This window comes from Sphingomonas sp. (assembly GCF_031426035.1).
GTDB lineage: Bacteria > Pseudomonadota > Alphaproteobacteria > Sphingomonadales > Sphingomonadaceae > Sphingomicrobium.
In genome coordinates, this window is sequence record NZ_JANPKO010000045.1 from 1 (window position 1) to 3,201 (window position 3,201).

Here is a 3,201-nt window from a genome sequence, read left to right on the forward strand (position 1 = left end):
GACAGGCGTGCAAGCTGCGCCTCGGCGGCGAAGCGCTCCTCGCCGGGGCCCACCGCGAGGTCGGAATTGAGGCCGCGGTCGCGCGACACCGTCGGGTAGACGTAGAAGCAATCGATCGGCCGAGTGGCGGCGACCGTGCTCTGGCCGGTCGAGCCGTAGCCATTGGGATTGAGCGCGGTGGTCGCGAGCGGGGTCGAGCAGATATCGGCGCGCCCGGGCAGGCACAGCCAGCTGGCGGCCTTGGCATAATCGACCGGGGCGGGGGCAGGCGGGGTCTGGGCGGCGGCCGGGGCGGCAATCACGGCGGCCGCCGCCACAAGCATCGAACGCATCAGGTCACTCCGTCACTCGGGTCGAACAGCCCGCTCTGGCTCCCCGCCGGCTGGTCCAGCCCGAGGTGGGCATAGCCGCGGCCGTTGAGGCAGCGCCCGCGTGCCGTGCGCGCGATCAACCCAAGCTGAATGAGGAACGGCTCGATGACGTCCTCGATCGTGTCGCGCGGCTCGCTGAGGCCGGCGGCAAGCGTTTCGACCCCGACCGGGCCGCCGCCGTAAAGGTCGGCGATCATCGTCAAATAGCGGCGGTCCATCGCGTCCAGCCCGAGGCCGTCGATCTCGAGCCGGTCGAGCGCGCGGTCGGCAGTGGCGGCATCGACTCCATCGGCCCCCGCGGCGTGGGCGAAGTCGCGCACCCGGCGCAGCAGCCGCCCGGCGATCCGCGGGGTGCCGCGCGAGCGCCGCGCGATCTCGTGCGCGCCGTCGTCGCCGACCGCCATGCCGAGCAATCGCGCGGCGCGGCGGACGACCTGCTCGAGCTCGGCGACGGTGTAGAAATTGAGCCGCACCGGAATCCCGAAGCGGTCGCGCAACGGGGTCGTCAGCAGGCCCTGGCGGGTGGTTGCGCCAATTAAAGTAAAACGCGGCAGGTCGATCCGCACGCTCCTCGCGGAAGGCCCCTCGCCGATCATCAGGTCGAGCGCGCGGTCCTCCATCGCCGGGTAGAGCACTTCTTCGACCGCGGGATTGAGGCGGTGGATCTCGTCGACGAACAGCACGTCGCCGTCCTCGAGGTTGGTGAGCAAAGCCGCGAGATCGCCCGACTTGGCAATCACCGGGCCCGAGGTGGCGCGAAAGCCGACCCCCATCTCGCGCGCGAGGATCCCGGCCAGCGTGGTTTTGCCGAGCCCGGGCGGGCCGAACAGCAGGACATGGTCGAGCGCCTCGCCGCGTCCCTTGGCGGCATTGACGAACACCCGCAAATTCTCGCGCGCGACCTGCTGCCCGATGAACTCGTCGAGCGACTTCGGCCGCAGCGCGGCATCGGCGTCCTCAGGCGTGCGCTCGGGCGTGGTGATGCGGGCGGGGTCGGTGGCCATCAGCAGCTGTGCTCGACCTTATCGCCCGAAATCTCAACCCACGGATGCTTGCGGCGCTCCCACACCGAGAATGTCGGCGGCGGGAAGGAGGGGTCCGCAAAGGCGCCGACCGGGATCGCGACCAGCCCCTCGAACTTGCCGTCGATCACATAATGCATCGGCGACCCGCACTCGGGGCAGAAATGGAAGGTGATGCGGTTGCCGCTGTCGGCGGTCTGCACCCAGCTTTTGTACTCTCCGGCCACCTCCATTTGCTCGACTGGCCAGCGCGCCTGCACCGCGAATGCGCTGCCACTGCGCTGCTGGCAGTCGAGGCAATGGCATGCGGAAACCCGGACCGGCTCGCCGGTCGCCGTGATCTTCATCTGGCCGCAGCGGCACGAGGCGGTGCGGACGGTCACTTCGCCGCCTTCCGCAGCGCCAGCCGGACCAGCGCATCGAGCGTCGCGTCGTGGCCGAGGTCGGCGCTGGCGGCGGCGACCGCGGCGCTGGCTTCGGCGGGTTTGAAGCCGAGGTTGGCCAACGCGCTCAGCGCATCCTGGGCAGGGCCGGCAGTGGGCAACGGGCTGCCCGCCGCGCCGGCCAGGCCGGGGGCGCCGAGCTTGCCCTGAAGCTCCATCGCGATGCGCGCCGCGAGCTTGGGGCCGACCCCGTTGGCGCGTCCAATCATCGCCTTGTCGCCGGCCGAGACGGCGCGCGCGAGGTCGTCGGGGCCGAGCACCGAGAGGATCGCCAGCGCGAGCCGCCCGCCGACGCCCTGGACGCTGGTCAATTGTCGAAATGCCTCGCGCTCGCCGGGGGAGCCGAAGCCGAACAAGGTGTGCGAATCCTCGCGCACCTGGAGTTCGGTCAGGAGCATGACCTCGCCGCCGATCGGTCCGATCGCGTCAAGTGTGCGGGCCGAGGCAAGCACCTGGTAGCCGACCCCGGCAACGTCGATCACCACGCTGTCGGCCGCGGTTTCGGCAAGGGTTCCGGTCAGGCGGGCGATCATGCTGCGGCCACCCTAACCGTTCGTGTCGAGCGAAGTCGAGACACGTCCCTCGACTACGCTCGGGACGAAAGGCTCTGGGTGGCTTTGGCCGAGGCCAGATGGTGGGCGTGAGTGATCGCCACGGCCAGCGCATCCGCCGCATCAGGGCCCGCAATGGTCGCGGTCGGGAGCAGCCGCGCCACCATCGCGTGGACCTGGACCTTCTCCGCATTGCCGGTGCCGACCACCGCTTTCTTGACCAGCCGCGCGGCATATTCGCCGACCGCCAGCCCGGAGCGCGCCGCGCACATCAGCACCACCCCGCGCGCCTGGCCGAGCTTGAGCGTTGACTGCGGGTTCTTGTTGACGAACACTTCTTCCACTGCGGCGGCATCGGGCCGGTGCTCGGCGAGCAACGCCTCGAGCTGGCTGGCGAGATCGGCGAGGCGCTCGGGCAGCGGCGCCGCGGTGGCGGTTTTCAACTGGCCATTGGCCAAGTGGGTCAACCGGTTGCCCTCGGCCGCGATCAGCCCCCAGCCGGTCGTCCCGAGCCCGGGGTCGAGGCCGAGGATTTTCAGCCGAGCTTCTCCAGCTCATCCTCGGGCACATCGTAATTGCCCCACACGGTCTGCACGTCGTCGTCGTCCTCGAGCGCCTCGATCAGCCGCATCAAGGTCGCCGCCTCGTCGCCGCGGACCTCGACTTCGGTCGCCGGCTTCCACGCCAGTTTGGCGCCCTCGCTGTCGCCGAGATGCGGCTCGAGCGCTTTCGCTACTTCATGCAAAGTCTCGACGCTGGTCCAGATGCGGTGGCCGTCCTCGTCGCTCTCGACATCGTCGGCGCCCGCCTCGAT

5 protein-coding genes and 1 pseudogene are annotated in these 3,201 nt (G+C 70.0%); all 6 read right to left on the reverse strand.

Annotated elements, in window-relative coordinates; translation table 11 throughout:
• A pseudogene (locus tag RMP08_RS02950) lies at positions 1–332 on the reverse strand (DUF3089 domain-containing protein); the annotation flags it as partial.
• The gene (gene ruvB / locus RMP08_RS02955) at positions 332–1,375 is read right to left on the reverse strand and encodes a Holliday junction branch migration DNA helicase RuvB (RefSeq protein WP_310467491.1); all 1,044 of its coding nucleotides are present in this window, start codon (positions 1,373–1,375) and stop codon (positions 332–334) included. The pseudogene RMP08_RS02950 and the gene ruvB, both read right to left, overlap by 1 nt.
• Positions 1,375–1,776 carry a GFA family protein gene (locus RMP08_RS02960; RefSeq protein WP_310467492.1) on the reverse strand — a complete coding sequence of 134 codons (402 nt, stop codon included), beginning with the start codon at positions 1,774–1,776 and terminating at the stop codon, positions 1,375–1,377. Before RMP08_RS02960 ends, ruvB begins: the two co-directional genes overlap by 1 nt.
• Positions 1,773–2,369: a Holliday junction branch migration protein RuvA gene (gene ruvA, locus RMP08_RS02965; RefSeq protein ID WP_310467493.1), complete on the reverse strand. Its 597-nt coding sequence runs from the start codon at positions 2,367–2,369 to the stop codon at positions 1,773–1,775. Before ruvA ends, RMP08_RS02960 begins: the two co-directional genes overlap by 4 nt.
• A gap of 53 nt (positions 2,370–2,422) precedes the next feature.
• The gene (gene ruvC, locus RMP08_RS02970) at positions 2,423–2,926 is read right to left on the reverse strand and encodes a crossover junction endodeoxyribonuclease RuvC (protein WP_310467495.1); all 504 of its coding nucleotides are present in this window, start codon (positions 2,924–2,926) and stop codon (positions 2,423–2,425) included.
• Positions 2,923–3,201 (reverse strand): YebC/PmpR family DNA-binding transcriptional regulator (locus RMP08_RS02975; RefSeq protein ID WP_310467494.1); only part of this gene is annotated, 279 nt, incomplete at its 5' end. The genes ruvC and RMP08_RS02975, both read right to left, overlap by 4 nt.